This is a genomic window from Mesobacillus subterraneus (genome assembly GCF_000934845.1).
Lineage (GTDB): Bacteria > Bacillota > Bacilli > Bacillales > Cytobacillaceae > Mesobacillus > Mesobacillus stamsii.
On the sequence record NZ_JXIQ01000030.1, the window covers coordinates 13296 to 30419 of the forward strand.

Sequence of the window (17124 nt, forward strand, 5' to 3'; positions counted from 1 at the left end):
TTAGAGCAATTTATTATTATCAATTATTATGACTTGGTACTAATTTTAGCAGATAACCCTCTGCTACTGCAACTAAAAAATAAGATTTGCCTTCTTGGCCCAGTCCATATAATCCTATTTCTCATAGGCTACTAATGAAGACCACGCGTCTGAAAAAATGCCAGGATAGAGAAAGGCGGGAATAAAAATGGAGGATGAGAAAGCTAGAGACCCGTTTGGTTTCAAGCTTAAAAGAAAAGAACAAGGATACAGCGAGGAGCCTGGTCAGAAATCCGAGTTTTTCGATCGCTTCATGTTTGGTGGCAAGAAGAGCACGGATGTAAGCAAGGACCAGCCGACCGAGCCAGCATACCCTTTCAGCAAGTATCTTGATCATATTGATTTAGATGAAGTGATGCACCATGTTGATACACTAATCACTTCATCCAAGGAGCTCAAGCCACTTTTCGGCAAAATTAAGCCATTTTTTGACCAGATCATTGATAAAAAGTAAAACGGCGTCCCAACAAGCGTGGCCTGCCTAAAACGCCACGTCCTGTGGCTGGCGGGTCTAGCACATCCTGTGCCTCGGAGGTCGACCGAAGAAGTCGCTCTTTGACTTCATCGGGCGGACAGAAACGTCTCGAGGGGCTAGGCGCTGGACACTTCTCAAAGATTTGCTAAAATAAAAGCGGAGGAATCCCACCGCTTTTATTTTTTATTTAATTCGACTGCTGCGTCTGCTTTCCCCAGCTCATATGCTTCGTTCATTACTTCCGTAAACAGAGTGAAAAAAGGCTGAAGATTGTCCATTGTCAGCTCAATACCTGCTTCCTGCAGTTTTTGCTGTGCTTCGGGAAGGTATTTCATCGCGATTTGCATGAATTCCATCGTTTTCTCATTATTTTGCATCTTGTTTGCCTCCTATAGTCTGGAATCATTGGTTAGGTAATTTTCCTGTGTTTTTGTAAGTATTAATATAAACATTCAACTTATTACGGTAGTCTGAATCAACGTCGCGGCTGAATTTGCCAAGAGAAATCACGCCGTCCTGGAAATCGAATGATAAATTGCCGGATTTAAGGGTGCCGTTATTGTATTTCTCCGCCGTTAACTCATACAAGTCTTCAATATGCTGAACGGTACTTGTCAGAACAGTCGACTCCCCATAGTCGGACTGGTCCGATATATAGCCAATAATATAATTGCCGCTAGCCTTTACTTTTTCAATCACGGGAACATTGTACCCATCCCCGGCCGGATAAATGACATCTGCGCCATCGTTCAACACTTCATCAAGAACATCCAAAGCTTTATTTTGATCATCCCAGTGACCAACATAACGGATGTCAACCTTCGTATTCTTTTCTTCAAAAATGGCGCCATCATAAAAACCTTCGACTTCTGGCTGCCATTCATATGCCGCGATAATGCTAACCTTTCCTGTTTTCGACATATGGCTCGCGACCATACCCCCAAAGAAACCCATCGCATAACCCTTAAAGTTTAGGCTTGTCGTATTCTCCTTTCGGGCATCACCATTGAAACTGATGAAATGGATATCAGGGTATCTTTCTGAAAGCTTATTGAAATAAGTAGCGTACTCATCGCCGTGTCCATAGACCAGGTTCACACCTTTACGGTCAAATTCCCTAACAGCTTCCTCTACAGCATCTTGGGAATTCATGTCTTCCTTGAAAAAAACATCCACCCCCAGAAGTGTCTGGATTTGCAGCAAGCCGCGATATCCCTTCGTACCCCACACCTGATCATCTATCGTTTCAGGCACCAGCAGACCGACTTTCTGCACTTTTCCTTTTGTAAGAGGTTGTCCGCATCCTCCTAGCAAAATAAGGCTTAACCATATCAGCCCGAAACGCTTCAACATCCGATGCACCTCCTGTATGCGCACTGTATTCCATCAGCAGTATTCGCTTCTTTCGTGAAATGGAAACGAGGGGAAGAATCTTTTACCATTTTACTCTGTGGAGTATCGTTTGAAAAGTAATTTATGGGAAATCGCTTCGGACTCTGCTGGCCAGGATCCTCGAATATTGCTCTCTTTGTTTATCCAAGCCTGTGTGGACATCCTCATTTTTCTTTAGTTTTTTGACGTTAATTCCCCTTCTTATTTTAACTAATTCACCTCTTGTTACAGGGATTGATGGGTGCTTGCCTAGAAGTTTCCTGGCACACTCTTGCCATTTATCCGGTTCTCCGCTTGCCAGCATAAACTGTCCTTGTTCGCCCGATTCAGCCATTTTTCTAATAAAATTCACTGTATCATCAATATACAAACAATCCTCGGTCCATTCCAAAGGATCAATACCGAGCACAGCTTCTTTTTCCCTTGATGGATGATTCATCGTTTTCTGAAAAAAACAATTCTCAGGCTGCCATGGCCCATAAATAGTCGGTAAATAGATTACCAGGACAGAAGATTTTGCATTATCGAGAAACTGAGCTAATTTAACAGATGTTGTTTCAAGTTTCGCATTTTCCTGTGCGAAAAATGCGGGAAGGAGCAAAGCTGTCCGCTGTTTGGTACAATGTTTAGACTGGAGTATCGCGAAAACTTCCTCTAGCCCCTTTTCAGTGCGATTTTGCTCCAGAAAAAGTTCAAACAAGGTGACAAAGACGAAATCAACCTCTTCTATTCCCTGCCACTCTATTAGACTGATTTCTGAAAAATTAGCATTCCTGCCGATTTCCAAACGCTTTTCTTCTGTATAATCATGGTCTTGTTCACCGATCGGATGGACTCCAGTCACTTCGATTCCCATATCAAGCAAATGACGACAAAGACTATAGCCAATAAAATCGTATACCCCCACAATCATAGCTCTTTCCATAGAAATTCCTCCTTGCAACACCCTCTTTTGTATCCTATGAAGGAAGGCTTGAAAATATTTGCAAGGGCTATAGGACCTGCTCATGTTTGGACAGAAATTGGATGATTTGGAATCCTATCTGCGATTTTTTTTCTGGCAGCATATAGCTTATTGCAATTGGAAAACTGTTCTTTTGCCATTCAGCGGATAAATCCTTAATGATATTCGATTGTTTATAGGCTCTGTTACCAGACAAAACATGGATGATCTGTACGGGTGTTTCTTTATTGAAACCTCCGGAATCAGCCTCCTGTTCATGAAGGTGCTGAAGTAGCTTATCGCTCTCGGTTTCATACGCCAATTCCAGTTCTGCAATCAATTTTTTATAAAAAAACTTATTCTCTTTTTCTTGTTCGAGATGGGCTGTCAGCGAGAGAATAGGATTGATCAGCACCAGTGACCTGACCTTATGATCCCTGTTGGCTAGTAGTTTCATGGCGACTAATGCCCCCATTCCTTCAGCGACTATATGGAAGGATGGATTCAAAATTTCGCTGCGCACTATATGGGTGCACAACCTCATTGCTAAATCGGCTGCCTTCTCACTTCCCCAATGCCTGCCGTATAGATTGGAATAAAAAACGGTATATCCTTCCTTTTTCCAAATGTTCAGCATGGAACGTTTGCCCTCATTCTGCGTCCAAAAACTGCTGTCGCCATTCACAAAATGTCTTTCGTCTCCAATTGCCAGGATACCGAAACCATTTGGTCTTTCAGGATAATGGATCATATTCCATTCGGTATCCAGTTTAAAGTTCCGGCTCTCCACTCTACCAACCCCTTCCCAAAAGATTATTCATATTACTGTATGCTATTTATCAGGAAATGAAAGGGAGTTTGCCCATTTTTCTCATTAAACCAAGAACTGTCACATTGACTTTTTCCAACCACATCTCTATCATAATTGCTACAGGCGGAAAAATCGATTGATTACATGGAAACGCTTTTCATTTTGTTTAAATATTAGTTATAATATAGATGGCTTGTGGTAAGATGAAAAAAGATTTAATTAAGGTAAGAGGTGAAAATCGTGAAATATTTCTGGACTTTATTCTGGACATTCCTTCTTGTTCTCATGCTCAATTATGTAGCCGGAGCAATGATCGGCGTTGGATTGGATCTGGTTCAAAGCACGATCCTGGCTATTTTGGCAACCATTATCATCCTTGTGATTCCTGCTGTTCTTCCTGGAGATTCCGAAGAAAAACATGGTCATTAAGGAAAGAAAACGTTGTTAAAAAGTCATCCATTTCGTAATGGATGACTTTTTTCGTTTCTCTTATTCAATCTGTAAGTTGATTTCCCCGTTTTTAATTCCAATCTCCACCAGGCTTTTCTCTTTAATCGTACCTGTAATTATTTCTTTCGCAAGCTTTGTTTCCACGCTTCTTTGGATGAATCGCTTTAATGGTCTTGCACCGTATACTGGATCGAAACCATGTTCAGCTAAAAACGCTTTCGCTTCTTCGGTGATATTTAGCTGGATTTGCTGATCTGCCAACCTTTCTTGCAGCGTCGAAACCAATTTTTCGACGATCATTTTGATTTCATTCAATGCTAGTGGCTTGAACAAAATGATTTCATCGACGCGATTCAGGAATTCAGGACGGAAATGGCTACGCAACTGGGACATGACGAGGTCCCTTGTTTCTAAAGAGATGTCTTCAGCTCCATCCTGTCGCTCAAGCAAATTCTGAGAACCAATATTCGATGTCATGATGATGACAGTATTTTTAAAATCGACTGTTCTCCCCTGAGAATCAGTTACCCTGCCATCATCCAGCATTTGCAGAAGAATATTGAATACTTCAGGATGCGCCTTTTCCACTTCATCGAGAAGGATGACAGAATACGGATTCCTTCTTACTGCCTCTGTTAGCTGTCCTCCCTCTTCATACCCGACATATCCTGGTGGAGCGCCGATCAACCTTGATACAGAATACTTTTCCATATACTCGGACATATCGATTCGAATCATATGCTCCTCACTATCAAACAAGGACTGTGCCAGCGTCTTAGCCAACTCCGTTTTCCCAACTCCGGTAGGTCCGAGGAAAATGAAAGAGCCAATAGGCCTGTTTGGATCCTTGATGCCCGCTCTAGCCCGTAGAACTGCATCGGCAACAAGAGATACCGCTTCGTCCTGCCCGACAACTCGTTCATGCAGAATGCTTTCAAGTTTAAGGAGCTTCTCCCGTTCTCCCTCAACGAGTTTCATGACGGGGATCCCCGTCCATCGTGAAACGATATCAGCAATTTCTTCTTCGGTTACTTCCTCTCGGAGAAGCCTGTCACCTTTCTTGCTGACTTCCAATTCAAGCTCTTTCAGCTCTTTTTCCAGTGAAGGGATACGGCCATGCCTTAATTCAGCCGCCTTGTTCAAATCATAATCATTTTCCGCCTTTTCCAGTTCACGGCGCCGTTTTTCAAGCATTTCACGTTTTTCCCGTACCTTTTGAATTTCCTCTTTTTCCTGCTGCCATCTTGCCTTCATTCCATTCGCTTTTTCCCTTAAGTTTGCGAGTTCCTTACGAAGAATTTCAAGGCGTGCCCGGCTGGCATCATCTTTTTCCTTGTTTAATGCAGCTTCCTCAATTTCCAGTTGCATGACCCTTCTGGTTACCTCATCAAGCTCCGAAGGCATCGAATCAATTTCTGTACGAATTAGCGCGCATGCTTCATCAACAAGGTCAAGTGCCTTGTCCGGCAAGAATCTGTCCGTAATATAACGATCGGATAAGGTGGCAGCGGCAACCAGTGCACGGTCATGGATGTTTACACCATGGTGAATTTCAAATCTTTCCTTTAATCCCCGTAAAATTGATACCGTATCCTCAACGTCCGGTTCTTTTACGAGTACCTGCTGGAATCTTCGTTCCAATGCAGGATCTTTTTCAATGTATTTACGATGCTCATCGAGGGTTGTCGCACCGATGCAGTGAAGCTCGCCGCGTGCCAGCATAGGCTTTAGCATATTTCCGGCATCCATTGCGCCTTCTGTCTTCCCAGCACCGACGATTGTATGAAGTTCATCGATGAACAGCAGGATTTTCCCTTCACTCTTTTTCACTTCATTCAAAACGGCTTTCAATCTCTCTTCGAATTCGCCTCGGAACTTCGCGCCAGCAATCAACGCACTCATATCCAATGCGAATATCGTCTTATTCTTCAAGCCCTCAGGAACATCTCTACGGACGATCCTTTGCGCCAGTCCTTCTACTATCGCAGTCTTGCCGACGCCAGGTTCCCCGATCAGAACTGGATTGTTTTTGGTTTTCCTGGACAGGATACGAATTACATTGCGTATTTCACTATCCCGGCCGATTACCGGGTCCACTTTGCCTGAACGTACTTCCTCAACAAGGTCACGCCCATATTTCTTTAAAACTTCATAAGTCGAAGTCACTGTCTGAATCCCCCTAACTTTTTTTGAATCTCACTAGCGGTTTTTCCCTGTTCGTTTTTCATCATTCTATTCCATCACTCGTTTGACCTTTTTTGACCTTTAACTCCATTATAATAAAATTCCCCATAAAGTAAAGCCATCCACGAGGGATGGCTTTCCTGCAGCTTATTTAAATTTCGGCAAGTATGTCCAGTGACGATCATCGTTTGAGTTTTCCGGAAAACGATCCCCGGTTTTCAGCTTAATTTTTTGCGGGTTGTTAATATTGCTTCCTGTTTCACCGGTTTCAATATAAATACCATTATTGGGTGCCTTTTGTCCAGCACGGAACTGATGACTCTGTCCCATTTTCCATCCCCCTTCATTAGTATTCTGTCTTGTATATTATTGCTTACCAAAACCGAAGTATGAATGTTTATTTTATCCTTTTTTTACCATCTAAAGGCTTGCGCTTTTGATCTAGTCCTTTAATATTTCAACTAGTAAAGCTTTTTGGGCATGAAGGCGATTTCCAGCCTGTTCGAAGACTACGGAGTGTTTCCCGTCGATGACTTCTGCGGCTACTTCTTCTCCTCGATGTGCAGGAAGGCAATGGAGGAACAGGTAATCTTCTTTTGCTGATGTCAGCAATTCAGCATTCACCTGAAAATTTTGAAAATCTTTTTTTCTTTTTTCGTTTTCTTCTTCCTGTCCCATGCTGGTCCATACATCTGTATAGATTGCATCTGCTTGAGCAACAGCTTCTGTTGGTGATGTTGTTAGGACAAGTTTTGCACCACTCTTTTCTGCAAAGTTTTCACAAAGGGATGTAATTTGCGAATCCGGAAAATAACCAGAAGGACATGCAAGCGATATGTCGATACCCACTTTTGTACAGGCAATCATTAGAGAATGAGCAACATTGTTGCCATCGCCGATATATGCCAGCTTTAATCCTTCTAGCTTTCCTTTCTTTTCATAGATTGTCATCAAATCGGCCAGCGCCTGACACGGGTGATCTAAATCGGTCAACCCATTAATCACCGGTATATCGGCATGATATGCCAGCTCCTCCACCGATTTATGAGAAAATGTCCTGATCATGATGGCATCCAGGTATTGCGATAGTACTTGGGCTGTATCGCTTAGCGATTCGCCCCTGCCCAGTTGAAGATCCTTGCCATTTAAATACAGTGCACTTCCTCCAAGCTGGATCATACCCACTTCAAAAGAGACCCTGGTTCGAGTCGAAGATTTATCAAAAATCATTCCAAGGATTTTCCCTTTTAAGGGCTGATCAAATTGTTTTTTTAGCGTCTTCTCTTTGCGGATAATCGCCTTGTCCAGCAATCCCAAAATTTCATCCTTTTCTAGATGTGCAAGTGTTAGTAAATCCCGGCTTTTTAGATTGATATCATGCTGTTGTACCATTGTCATTTTGCCACCACTCCCTTATATTCAGCCAGCCATTCTCCCAGTGATTTTACATTCCAAGTTTGCACGGATAGGCTTTTTAGTAAAGCATACAATGTTTCCTTTTGTGTCAAGATGATCTTCCTGTTCTTTACCGCCCACTCCCTTAGATCAATATCTTCTTTGCTGTTCCCAGGACAATATAAGGCAGCAATAAAGGGATCTACCTTCAAATGATCGGTGCCTACAAACGGAATCGCAGGGAACTCCTTTTCCATTTCGGCTAATACGCTTTGATCGGCAATCGCAATCGCACCATGAACACTTTTTCCATTAAGCGAATGAAAACTTTTATTGATGGCTTCTTGGAAGGTGGTTCCTACACTTATTCCTTCCCCCGTCGAAATCATTTGCGGACCCGTTTTGCTATCCAAGCCTTTTAATGCAAAGTTTGAGAATACTGGATGTTTCACCCAGATGAATGGTGCATCCGTATCTAGTTTGAGTTCATCCTTCGACAAAAAGTATTTCCCGAGCAATATTTTTGTCGCTTTGTTCACTAAATCCACTCCAGCGACCTTGCTAACGATTGGCATCGTTCTGCTTGAGCGCGGGTTGACTTCCAGTAAATATACTTCATCATCCTTAACAATGAATTGGATGTTCATTAATCCCTTGTATTTCAAATTGCTCACAATTCTCTTGGCATAATCTGCCATCCGTTGCTTTGTCTGTTTGGAAAAGCTTTGGGCTGGAATCATGCAAAAACTATCGCCTGAATGGACACCTGTCTTCTCTATATGTTCGATGATTGCTGGAATCAAGATATGCTCCCCATCTGCGACGAGATCAAGTTCTGCCTCTCTAGCTTCCATATACTGATCAACAAGGATTGGATATGGGATCGTTCCCGCTTCGAGAACTTCCCTTAACTCCTGATTGTTACGTACAATGACCATATTCAGTCCGCCAATCACATACGATGGTCTAATCAGTACAGGGTATCCAAGGCGTGCTGCTGCCTTTCGCAATTCTTGTTCGTTTGCAGCTGTCTCCCCATTAACATGTGGAATCGCCAACTTATTCAACAGCTTGTAGAATTCATCTCTGTCTTCAAACACATCAATGGTTTCGGAAGTAGTTCCCAGCAGCTGAATTCCCGCTTCTTCTAATCCCTTGGCTAGATTTAAAGCTGTTTGCCCGCCTAGCTGGACAATGACTTCCTCTATTTCTTCTAGCTCTATTACATTCAAAATATCTTCCATTGTTAATGGTTCGAAATACAGTCTGTCGGAAATAGCAAAATCAGTACTGACTGTTTCCGGATTGTTATTTATCATAATCGTTACAACATCTTCTTCCTTTAGGGCGAAGACGCCGTGAACGGAGCAATAGTCAAACTCAATTCCCTGGCCGATGCTGATCGGTCCGCTTCCGATCACGAGTACTTTGCGCTTTCCTCGCGAGACCACAGCTTCATTTTCTCCTAGGTAGCTGGAGTAAAAGTAATTGGATGTCGATTCAAATTCAGCAGCACATGTATCGACCATCTTGTAAGCTGGAATGATACCTTGGTGTTTACGGAGCTTTCTTACCTGTGACTCCGATACATTCCATTGTTTTGCAAGAAAGGCATCGCTAAATCCTTTTTCTTTAAAATTCCGAAGGGCTGATGCCTGAATGCTTTCGATATCGTACATCGCAATTGTCTTCTCCAGCTCCATTAATGATTGGAACTTTGCCAGGAAGAACAAATCGATTTTGGTTTTTTCATGAAGAGATTCTATTTTCTCCCCGTTGCGGAGCAGTTCCAGCAATGCAAAAATCCGTTGATCTGTCTGATTGTCGACTAAGCTATACAGCTCCTCAACGGAATAATCCGTGAGGACAGGCAGCTTCAAGTCCTGAGTATTAAGGTTAAGGGAGCGGACGGCTTTGATGAATGCACGTTCGAAGCTTCTATCCATTGCCATCGCTTCGCCTGTCGCTTTCATCTGTGTCCCTAGACTGCGGTCAATTTTCGGGAATTGCTCGAACGGCCATTTCGGGATTTTTACTACTACATAATCGAGCGCTGGCTCATAACTGGCAAATGTATTGCCCGTTACCGGATTTTTGAGCTCTGCCAAATTATATCCAACTGCCAGTTTTGCTGCCATTCTGGCAATCGGATAACCCGTTGCTTTTGAAGCGAGTGCGGAAGACCGGCTGACCCTCGGATTCACTTCAATCAAAAAGTATCCCTTGCTTACTGGATCAAGAGCAAACTGGATATTACAGCCGCCGACAATTCCTAGAGCAGAAATAATTTTTATGGCGGAAGTCCTGAGCATGTGATACTCCGTGTCCGTCAGTGTTTGCGAAGGTGCAACAACGATGGAGTCACCAGTATGGATTCCGACCGGATCGATATTTTCCATATTGCAAATGGCGATACAAGTTCCAGCAGAGTCACGCATCATTTCGTATTCAATTTCCTTGAAGCCGGCAATGCTTCTTTCTACCAGACATTGATTGATCGGACTTTCATTCAATCCACCTGACACGAGCGAAAGCAATTCAGCCATGTTTTTGGCAATTCCTCCTCCGGTTCCGCCAAGTGTGTAGGCTGGACGGACAATTAGTGGAAAACCGATTCTTTCTGCAAAATCAGCCGCATCTTCTACCTTTTGAACAATTTTGCTTTCTGGCACGGGTTCACCAAGCTTATGCATCAAGCTTCGGAATGCTTCTCTGTCCTCCCCTTGTTTGATGCTCGACACGGAAGTGCCAAGTACGTTCACACAGTATTCATCAAGGATTCCTTCTTCACTCAGCTGGAATATCAGATTTAATCCTGCCTGGCCGCCAAGTGTCCCGAGAATGCCATCTGGCCTTTCTTTTTTGATGATATTTTCTACACTCTCCACTGTCATTGGTTCAAAATAGACTGCATCTGCAAACACATGATCCGTCATGACGGTGGCTGGGTTATTGTTGACAAGGATGACGCGGTAGCCTTCTTCTTTCAAGGCAATGCAAGCTTGCGTCCCTGCATAATCAAATTCTGCAGCCTGACCAATGATAATCGGTCCCGATCCAATGACCAATATGGATTTTATACTTGTATCCTTAGGCATAGCTAATTTCTCTCCGCTTTCTGTATTGGACTGTATTGATGAATTCCTCGAATATGAAAATGCTGTCTTCAGGTCCAGGACTTGCTTCTGGATGAAATTGAACAGTCATCAGCGGCAGTTTCTCATGGTAAAGCCCCTCGATGGACTGGTCATTTTTATTAAGGAAGCGTATTTTTAAACCAGTATGCTCAATGCTATTTTGATCGACCGCATAACTGTGATTTTGTGAGGACATGAAGACTCGGTTTCCAGTGACATCGAATACAGGCTGGTTTGCTCCGCGGTGCCCAAACAACATTTTCTTCGTATCCCCGCCAAAAGCGAGGGCAGCAAGCTGATGGCCGAGGCAAATTCCTAACACCGGATAATATTCAGCCACCTTCCGGATCTCCGGCAGCTGATCCATTAACTCTTTCGGGTCTCCTGGTCCATTGGATAAAAGCACCCCATCAGGCTTTAGTGCTGAAATTTGGTCTGCACTATAATTGTAGGGAACGATTGTAACAAGGCATTTTTGGTTAACAAGATATTCGGCAATCGACTTTTTAAAGCCATAATCAACCAAAACAATATGATTGCTCCCCCTGCCAATGGTTACAGGGGATGGGACAGAAACCTCTTTCACTTTCAGACTGCTGATTGTGTCGCAGCATACTGCATTTTCCGGACTGGCTGTGACAACTGCCGGCATCGTTCCATTCTGTCGAATCCCTTTTACAAGCTCACGGGTGTCAATATGCTCCAGGATAGGAATATTCCATTTCTCAAGATACTCGGTAAAAGAGTGCTGTGCCTCATAATGATATGCTTCTTTCGCAGCTTCACTGACAATCACCGCTGCTGCATGCGGCTTCTTGCTTTCGAAATCCTGATCATTTATCCCGTAATTTCCAATCAAAGGATAAGTGAACACAATAATTTGATTCTTATAGGATGGATCGGTTAGTACCTCCTGGTATCCTGTCATTCCTGTAAAAAAGACGATTTCCCCGGCGATCCCCTCCTCAGGTAGCGAGCCAAGCAAGGATCCCTGAAATTTCTTTCCGTCTGCCAGATGCAAATATCCTTCCATTTGTCACCTCTCCAGTTGAATTTTTATTTATTAATATCAATTTTTATTCATTTATTTTTAAAAAAATACACAGCTCTTACGCTGTTATCGTTTGATTTATCAAGATTTCCTTTAGTTTAAATACTGCTTTTTGCAGATCCTCGTGCGTTACATTTAGTGGTGGAAGAAGTCTGATCACTTTTTCTCCAGCTGGCAGCGCAATCAATCCCGACTCCCTCAGCTTCGTTAAATAATCCTGGGCTGCAACAGTCAATTCGATTCCTACCATCAAGCCGATGCCCCTTATTTCTTTTACCACTTCCAAACTGCCAAGCTCTTGATTAAGCAGCTGAAATAAAGCATCTCCTTTGGCAGTTACTTCTTCAAGAAATTCACTCTTAAATATAATATCCATCACAGCGCAAGCTGCAGCAGTACTAATCGGATTTCCGCCGAATGTGGAACCATGGCTTCCCGGGCCAAAATGTTCTGCAAGTTGCGCTTTGCCGATGGTTGCCCCAATCGGCAATCCATTACCCAGCCCTTTTGCAACTGTAATAATATCAGGCGATATCCCAAAATGCTGAAAGGCAAACGGCTTTCCTGTACGGCCAATTCCCGTTTGGATTTCATCGACAATAAGCAGTACTCCATTTTCTGCGCAGAGTTTTTCGGTATTTTCGATAAACTCTTTATGAACGACATGAATTCCGCCTTCCCCCTGAACAATTTCAATCATTACGGCTGCTGTATCATCGTCTAATTCATTTTTTAACGCTTCTAGATCATTGAATGGTAGGTGAACAAAGGTTTCGAGCATCCTCCCGTATCCCTGCTTGATTTTTTCCTGCCCAGTCGCCGCCATGCCAGCAAATGTACGTCCATGAAAGGATTGCAGGAACGTAATGATTTTCTTTTTGCCAGTGGCTTTTCTCGCTAGTTTTATAGCGGCTTCATTGGCCTCTGCACCGCTGTTAGCAAAAAACACATAATCCAATTCAGCAGCTTTCGCAAGTTTCTCTGCCGCTTCCTCTTGAATACTTTGCGGAAACAGATTCGATACATGCCAGAATAATCCGAGCTGTTCTTTAATTGCACGTTCTACAGCCTCTGGGCGATGCCCAAGATTACAAACACCGATTCCAGAAGTAAAATCCAAATATGAACGTCCATCCTTTCCATGAATAATGGAACCACTCGCATGCTCAGGCTCAATTTCCCATCTCTGGTAAGTGGGGAATAAATGACTCATTTTAACATCCCTTCCTTTGCGGCAACTACAGTTCCATGCCAGCAGTTATTTTTATAGAATGGCTTTTTGCCAGAAATAATCATCGCTTTTTCTACCCCGGCAGCTGTTGCTGCTAGTGCAGAATTCACCTTCGGTACCATTCCGCCATAGATGCTGCCATCAGATAGATAGTTTTCTATTTCAAGAGCGGTTAATTCCGAGACGAGTTTTCCGTCGATCATGATGCCATCAACATTGGTCACAAATGCACAGCGCTCGGCATGCAAAGCTTTTGCGATCGATGCAGCAGCGTAATCTCCATTGATATTCAGCTTGCTTCCATCCTCGGCTATTCCAATCGGAGTAATTACCGGAATATAACCCGACTCAACTACCATCATGATCAAGTCCGTATTTACGTTGGTGACCTTGCCTACAAAACCTAATTCATGTTTATCGATATAATCGGCCTGCAGACACAAGCTGTCGCTCCCATTCATGCCAAGAACATTGAATCCCTGCTTCGTCAATATGCCACACAGCTGCCTATTTGTTTGGCCAGACAGGACCATTTCGACGATTTCCATTGTCTTTTCACATGTTACCCTAAGCCCATTCTTGAAGTTTTGAGTCATGTTATAAAACTCAAGCATGGAATTGATCGCCGGGCCTCCCCCGTGAACGATGACCGGAAAATATCCGTCATTCATCAACTCTTTTAGACTGATAAAAAATGGGTCATCAAGTTCATCCAGCACACTTCCGCCACATTTCATGACTACCGTTTTCAAAGAATCCTCCCCTTTTTAAGTCCGATAGCTAGCGTTAATTTTCACATAATCATAGGAAAGGTCACAACCCCATGCCATTCCTTGGCCATCCCCAAGATTTAGATTCACAAAGATTTCGACTTTGTCATTCATTAAGTACTCCCTTGCATTTTCTTCGTCGAAAGCCATCGGTGTACTTTTCTTCAGCATGGTGATATCACCAAACGCAATATCTACATTATTCGCGTTTACGCTTGCCTCACTTTGGCCAATTGCGCCAATGATCCTACCCCAGTTAGCATCCGCTCCGTAAATCGCTGTCTTGACAAGATTGGACCCGGCTATTTGCTTGCCAATCATTCTAGCCTCTTCATCAGACAATGCACCGGATACGGAAATTTCAATCAACTTTGTCGCTCCTTCTCCATCTCTGGCGATTTGTTTTGCAAGGCTGGCACAGCTTTCTGTTAAAAGCTCAATAAACACTGGCCATTCCGGATGCTCAGGATGCAGTGGTCGATTCCCGGCCTCACCATTTGCCATGACAAGAACCATATCGTTTGTTGAGGTATCGCCGTCGACTGTGATTTGGTTAAAAGTTGTATTGGTTACTTCTTTTAGCGCATTGGCCAGTGCTTCACTTGATATATTGGCATCTGTTGTTAAAAATCCAAGCATCGTCGCCATATTCGGATGAATCATACCAGACCCTTTTGCTACCCCGCCGACCGACACGGTCCTACCATCAATCTCAGCTGAATAACAAGCGTGTTTCGTGACTAGATCAGTTGTCAGAATCGCCGTTTGAAAGTTTGTTTCATCCTCTTGATCGTTTCCGATAGCAAGCTTTGCGATTCCAGCTTCTATTTTTTCCATTTGCAAAAATTCACCAATGACTCCCGTGGAGGCAACGGCTACATAATGTTCTGGCAGCCCAAACTTTGCCGCTGTCAGCTCCCGCATTTTTAGTGCATCACGATATCCCTGATCACCTGTGCAGGCATTTGCACATGCACTGTTGACAATGACTGCCTGGAGAACTCCTTCGCGCGCAATGCTTTCTTGAGTAACGACAAGAGGAGCCGCCTGAAAATGGCTTGTAGTGTAGACGGCAGCACAGCTTGCTGGTGTCTCACTAACAATCAGCCCTAGATCCAGCTTGTTATAGCGTAATCCCGCATGGACACCGCTGCATTTGAATCCTTTTGGAGTCAAAATCCCGCCGTCCGGTATATCTTTAATCCATTTCTTGTCTGTTGTAGCTTGGTACATTGTGAATCCTCCTTTATGGATACAACGGCATCAGATTAAGACCCGCCGTTTCATCTAATCCAAACATAATATTGGCGTTTTGTACGGCTTGCCCTGCCGCGCCTTTCATCAAATTATCAATGACTGATACAATTGTCAGCCTCCCCGTCCTGCTGTCCGCATGCAAGCCAATATCACAGTAATTCGAGCCTTTTACTTCTTTCACCGCCGGAAAAATCCCTTTCTTCCTAACTCTTACAAAGGGGTGTCGGGAATAGGTTTCCTCATATAAATCCAGCAATTTCACCGTATCGATCTCTTTTTTTAGGTTGACATACATGGTTGTCATGATTCCTCTCGTAACTGGAATCAGATGGGTGCTGAAGGTTATCTTCATCTCTGCCCCATTCCAAAGACTTAATTGCTGTTCAATTTCCGGGGTATGTTGATGCTCATTTACTTTGTAAATTTTGAAATTTTCGTTTAACTCAGCATACAAAGTGCCTAATGATGGAGATCTTCCTGCCCCTGATACGCCCGATTTAGCATCAATGATCACACTTTTGGGATCGATCACTTTTTCCTTGATAACCGGCGCGAGACCGAGAAGCGCTGCAGTTGGATAGCAGCCTGGATTAGCGAGAATGCTTGCATCGGCAATTTTCTCTCTGTTCCATTCACTAAGTCCATACACTGCCTCGGTCAGAACTGACTCAGCTACTGGCTCATGTTTATACCATTTCCTATAAGAATCGGATTCTTTTAATCTCAAGTCTCCGGACAGATCGATGACTTTTATATCTTTATGAAAAAAGCTTTCGACAAGTTCTCCGGAAACCTTCGATGGTGTTGCCAGGAAGACAACATCTGATTCGGCGACAATTTTTTCAGGATCGATGCTTGTAAGGACTTGTTCAAAAATATTTGTTAAATGGGGATACTCGAAAGATATCGGCCTTTCCTCCCTTGCTGTATGTACGGAATGAATGCTGAAAAATGGATGATTATTGAGTATACGAATCAGCTCTCCGCCACCATAACCTGACGTTCCAATAATAGCTGCCTTCATTGGTTTCCTCCTTTCAACTTATGCATAAATAATCAATTAAACTTATAATTATTAGTGAAGTTCCTTTTATTATAAAAATGAAACGAAAAAAAAGCAACTAAATTATTAACAATATGTGAACTTTTCACAATTACATTGATGATTTTATATGCTTTACAATATAATAATATTAATATTAGATACGGACGGGTGTATAGATTTCTAAAAAGGTGGGAATCGCTATGTTGACGGCTACAATCTTGTCACCAAATATGAATAATTTGTTTGAAAAAGTTCATAGAATCAAAAAGATTAATAAAGGCAGTCTTCTTTTTGAAGAGGGAAATACTGCAAACGAGCTGTATATTATTCAGAGCGGAAAATTTCAAATTAGCAAGATGGTTTCTGATGGACGTGAACTGACCATTAGAATGTGCTCTGCGGGTGAGTTGGTCGGAGAATTGACGTTATTCAGTCCGACATCGCAGCATATTTTAAATGCCAGGGCTTTCGAAAGCGGGAGTGTAGCGGTCATTCCAAAGGACCTGCTTGAGGACGAAATTGCAAAGGATAGCAAATTGGCTCTGGAACTCGTGAAATGGCTGTCGCTGCAACATCGCAAATCGCAAACAAGATTCAGGGATCTCGTTCTACACGGAAAGAAAGGTGCATTGTATTCTACCTTGATCCGTTTGGTGAACAGCTATGGTGTGGAAACAGCCGACGGCACGAAAATAGATGTATCCTTGACAAACCAGGAATTAGCCAACTTCTGCGGTACATCACGGGAAGTCGTGAACCGATTACTGAGTGAGCTTAGAAAACAAGAAATCATCTCCATCGACAAAGGATTTATAACCGTACACAAACTCCATATGCTGAGACGAGAAATTGACTGCGAAAACTGCCCAAGCGAAATATGCAATATTGAATAAGAAAAACCGGGCGAAAACTGCCCAAGCGAAATATGCAATATTGAATAAGAA

15 protein-coding genes and 1 pseudogene are annotated in these 17124 nt (G+C 43.0%); 3 read left to right on the top strand and 13 right to left on the bottom strand.

Annotated elements, in window-relative coordinates:
- Positions 1–187: 187 nt before the first annotated feature.
- Positions 188–493: a hypothetical protein gene (locus UB32_RS05515; protein WP_044391933.1), complete on the top strand. Its 306-nt coding sequence runs from the start codon at positions 188–190 to the stop codon at positions 491–493.
- Positions 494–690: 197 nt separating this feature from the next.
- Here the strand turns inward: UB32_RS05515 and UB32_RS05520 are convergent, their stop codons facing one another.
- From UB32_RS05520 to UB32_RS05535, 4 genes are all read right to left on the bottom strand, one after another.
- A complete protein-coding gene (locus UB32_RS05520; protein ID WP_044391935.1) occupies positions 691–891 on the bottom strand; it encodes a ComZ family protein in 201 nt (66 codons plus the stop codon).
- 25 nt (positions 892–916) lie between these two features.
- Positions 917–1867: a BMP family ABC transporter substrate-binding protein gene (locus tag UB32_RS05525; RefSeq protein WP_044391937.1), complete on the bottom strand. Its 951-nt coding sequence runs from the start codon at positions 1865–1867 to the stop codon at positions 917–919.
- Positions 1868–1988: 121 nt separating this feature from the next.
- Entirely contained in the window at positions 1989–2831 is an 843-nt protein-coding gene (locus UB32_RS05530) for an NAD(P)-dependent oxidoreductase (protein WP_044391938.1), read from the bottom strand.
- Between the two features lie 67 nt (positions 2832–2898).
- Complete coding sequence (locus UB32_RS05535; protein ID WP_044391939.1) at positions 2899–3639, bottom strand: alpha/beta hydrolase; 741 nt, start codon at positions 3637–3639, stop codon at positions 2899–2901.
- 261 nt (positions 3640–3900) lie between these two features.
- On the opposite strand from UB32_RS05535, the gene UB32_RS05540 reads away from it, so the two are divergent.
- Positions 3901–4089, top strand: a complete 189-nt coding sequence (locus UB32_RS05540) for a YjzD family protein (RefSeq protein WP_044391940.1) — start codon at positions 3901–3903, stop codon at positions 4087–4089.
- Between the two features lie 60 nt (positions 4090–4149).
- Here UB32_RS05540 and UB32_RS05545 read toward each other — a convergent pair.
- The 9 genes and pseudogenes from UB32_RS05545 to argC all read right to left on the bottom strand — a co-directional run.
- Positions 4150–6264, bottom strand: a pseudogene (locus UB32_RS05545) (ATP-dependent Clp protease ATP-binding subunit); the annotation flags it as partial.
- A 177-nt stretch (positions 6265–6441) separates the two neighbouring features.
- A complete protein-coding gene (locus UB32_RS05550; protein ID WP_044391941.1) occupies positions 6442–6624 on the bottom strand; it encodes a YjzC family protein in 183 nt (60 codons plus the stop codon).
- 111 nt (positions 6625–6735) lie between these two features.
- Entirely contained in the window at positions 6736–7692 is a 957-nt protein-coding gene (argF, locus tag UB32_RS05555) for an ornithine carbamoyltransferase (protein ID WP_044391942.1), read from the bottom strand.
- Positions 7689–10787, bottom strand: coding sequence for a carbamoyl phosphate synthase large subunit (locus UB32_RS05560; RefSeq protein WP_044391943.1), 3099 nt, complete (start codon positions 10785–10787; stop codon positions 7689–7691). The genes argF and UB32_RS05560 overlap by 4 nt, the downstream gene beginning before the upstream one ends.
- Positions 10780–11859: a carbamoyl phosphate synthase small subunit gene (locus tag UB32_RS05565; RefSeq protein ID WP_044391945.1), complete on the bottom strand. Its 1080-nt coding sequence runs from the start codon at positions 11857–11859 to the stop codon at positions 10780–10782. The genes UB32_RS05560 and UB32_RS05565 overlap by 8 nt, the downstream gene beginning before the upstream one ends.
- Positions 11860–11935: 76 nt before the next feature.
- On the bottom strand, positions 11936–13090 hold the full coding sequence (locus tag UB32_RS05570) for an acetylornithine transaminase (protein WP_044391947.1): 1155 nt from the start codon (positions 13088–13090) through the stop codon (positions 11936–11938).
- Positions 13087–13860: an acetylglutamate kinase gene (argB, locus tag UB32_RS05575; RefSeq protein WP_044391949.1), complete on the bottom strand. Its 774-nt coding sequence runs from the start codon at positions 13858–13860 to the stop codon at positions 13087–13089. The genes UB32_RS05570 and argB overlap by 4 nt, the downstream gene beginning before the upstream one ends.
- A 15-nt stretch (positions 13861–13875) precedes the next feature.
- Positions 13876–15111, bottom strand: a complete 1236-nt coding sequence (argJ, locus tag UB32_RS05580; protein WP_044391950.1) for a bifunctional ornithine acetyltransferase/N-acetylglutamate synthase — start codon at positions 15109–15111, stop codon at positions 13876–13878.
- A gap of 13 nt (positions 15112–15124) precedes the next feature.
- Positions 15125–16159, bottom strand: coding sequence for an N-acetyl-gamma-glutamyl-phosphate reductase (argC, locus tag UB32_RS05585; protein ID WP_044391951.1), 1035 nt, complete (start codon positions 16157–16159; stop codon positions 15125–15127).
- Positions 16160–16410: 251 nt separating this feature from the next.
- Here argC and UB32_RS05590 point away from each other — a divergent pair, with 251 nt between their 5' ends.
- On the top strand, positions 16411–17073 hold the full coding sequence (locus tag UB32_RS05590; RefSeq protein ID WP_044391954.1) for a Crp/Fnr family transcriptional regulator: 663 nt from the start codon (positions 16411–16413) through the stop codon (positions 17071–17073).
- Positions 17074–17124: the final 51 nt, after the last annotated feature.

Coding starts and splice junctions, on each gene's coding strand:
- UB32_RS05515 (WP_044391933.1), top strand. CDS start 188: ATGGAGGATGAGAAAGCTAGAGACCCGTTTGGTTTCAAGCTTAAAAGA.
- UB32_RS05520 (WP_044391935.1), bottom strand. CDS start 891: ATGCAAAATAATGAGAAAACGATGGAATTCATGCAAATCGCGATGAAA.
- UB32_RS05525 (WP_044391937.1), bottom strand. CDS start 1,867: ATGTTGAAGCGTTTCGGGCTGATATGGTTAAGCCTTATTTTGCTAGGA.
- UB32_RS05530 (WP_044391938.1), bottom strand. CDS start 2,831: ATGGAAAGAGCTATGATTGTGGGGGTATACGATTTTATTGGCTATAGT.
- UB32_RS05550 (WP_044391941.1), bottom strand. CDS start 6,624: ATGGGACAGAGTCATCAGTTCCGTGCTGGACAAAAGGCACCCAATAAT.
- argF (WP_044391942.1), bottom strand. CDS start 7,692: ATGACAATGGTACAACAGCATGATATCAATCTAAAAAGCCGGGATTTA.
- UB32_RS05560 (WP_044391943.1), bottom strand. CDS start 10,787: ATGCCTAAGGATACAAGTATAAAATCCATATTGGTCATTGGATCGGGA.
- UB32_RS05565 (WP_044391945.1), bottom strand. CDS start 11,859: ATGGAAGGATATTTGCATCTGGCAGACGGAAAGAAATTTCAGGGATCC.
- UB32_RS05570 (WP_044391947.1), bottom strand. CDS start 13,090: ATGAGTCATTTATTCCCCACTTACCAGAGATGGGAAATTGAGCCTGAG.
- argJ (WP_044391950.1), bottom strand. CDS start 15,111: ATGTACCAAGCTACAACAGACAAGAAATGGATTAAAGATATACCGGAC.
- argC (WP_044391951.1), bottom strand. CDS start 16,159: ATGAAGGCAGCTATTATTGGAACGTCAGGTTATGGTGGCGGAGAGCTG.
- UB32_RS05590 (WP_044391954.1), top strand. CDS start 16,411: ATGAATAATTTGTTTGAAAAAGTTCATAGAATCAAAAAGATTAATAAA.